The sequence below is a fragment of the Ruminococcus sp. RTP21204st1_B2_RTP21204_210225 genome, from assembly GCF_040914135.1.
GTDB lineage: Bacteria > Bacillota > Clostridia > Oscillospirales > Ruminococcaceae > Hominimerdicola > Hominimerdicola aceti.
In genome coordinates, this window is record NZ_JBCPGA010000116.1 from 1 (window position 1) to 1,445 (window position 1,445).

A 1,445-nucleotide genomic window follows, 5' to 3' on the forward strand; every position below is an offset into this window, starting at 1 on the left:
TAAAACGAGCAAATCCGGATTCCGTAACTATTTCTTTTATTGACATTGAATTTACTGATGAAACAAAATTAAGCGTAATTATAGATATTAAAGAAATCATAACAAGAGGAACAGTGGCTGCAAACAGTTTTTTTATTATACTGCCTTTTCTGTTCACTAGGGCATAGAGAAACAAAGCCATTAAGTAGCAGACAATTCCAAAAATGCCCTCAAAAATCGTTAAGTAATTCATTACGGTTATCAGTAATCCGAGCGTACAGAAACACAATGCAAAAGCAATAATGTTTTTCTTAGTGCTTTCTGTTTTCGGAGGCAAAAACTTATATATATGATAAGTTTCCATAAAACCTTCATAGAAATTTATAATCACTTCAAAAGCAATCCATATTATACTCATTTATATCGTTTCCCTCAAATATTTTGAAAAATCGGTATCAACCATGTGTTTGTACTTTCTACTCATTGTAAGTCTAAAACCTTGCTTAAAAATAACTTCGTCATTTTTCATATCCAAATTAAAAACATGACTAAGATTAACAAGATACTTTTTATGAACTCTCGGAAAATCGTATTCCGCAAGCTCACTTTCAAGGTCACCGATAACTGCACGTACTTTAGTATGAATCTGTGAACCATACTCATCCAAGATACAATATTTCACATGATGATTGTCACTTTCAATATACAAAATGTCTCTGTATTGAATGCAGATTCGCCCATGCTCTTCATCGCTCAAAATTATTTTTTGGTGCTGCTTTAAATAAACAGAAAGCTTGTTTAAAACATTAACAACATCTTTATTTAATCTTGAAACGCTAGACTTTTGTATAAAGTAAAACGGTTGAAATTCCATGCTTCCGTACACCAGTTCATTGTGATTTGTAACAAATATTATATAACAATCCCTTCTTTGTTTTCTTAATATTTCTGCAACATCAAAGCCTGTGAATTCAGGCATATCAATATCCAAAAAAATCACATCAAAAAATATGTGCTTGTGTTGATTCAATAAACCTTGACCGTTATTGAAACCTTGAACATTTACATCTTTAAAATAATTTATTGCATTCTCTGAAATTATTTTTTTTAATGTTTCTAAAAAGCTCTCATTATCATCACAAACTGCGATTTTAAGCACATCCTTCACCACCTTTGTATGACATTATATCAAACATTTTTCACTAAATCAATACACCTTTTATTAATTATGTTATAAAATCACTTACATCCGTATATAAACGCTTGGCTTTGCAATAATTGTCACCAAACAATCCGCCATTCAAACATCTATATATTCCGGAATCAATATGATTATTCATAGTTCTGAGCCTGCTCTTCCTTGATACCCAGCGACAGCTTTTTTTGACTTATCATTCTCCGCAGTCTGCTGTCAACTGTCCGTCTTACCAACTTATACTTCTGCGTATAGTCATCTTCGATGCACC

Annotated in this window: 2 protein-coding genes; both read right to left on the reverse strand. The window is 31.8% G+C overall.

Annotation, left to right across the window (positions count from 1 at the left end; genetic code table 11):
• A partial coding sequence (locus AB5123_RS14335; protein WP_368365002.1) for a hypothetical protein occupies window positions 1–397 on the reverse strand: 397 nt, incomplete at its 3' end.
• Complete coding sequence (locus AB5123_RS14340; protein ID WP_347503493.1) at window positions 398–1,138, reverse strand: LytTR family DNA-binding domain-containing protein; 741 nt, start codon at window positions 1,136–1,138, stop codon at window positions 398–400.
• Window positions 1,139–1,445 lie beyond the last annotated feature (307 nt).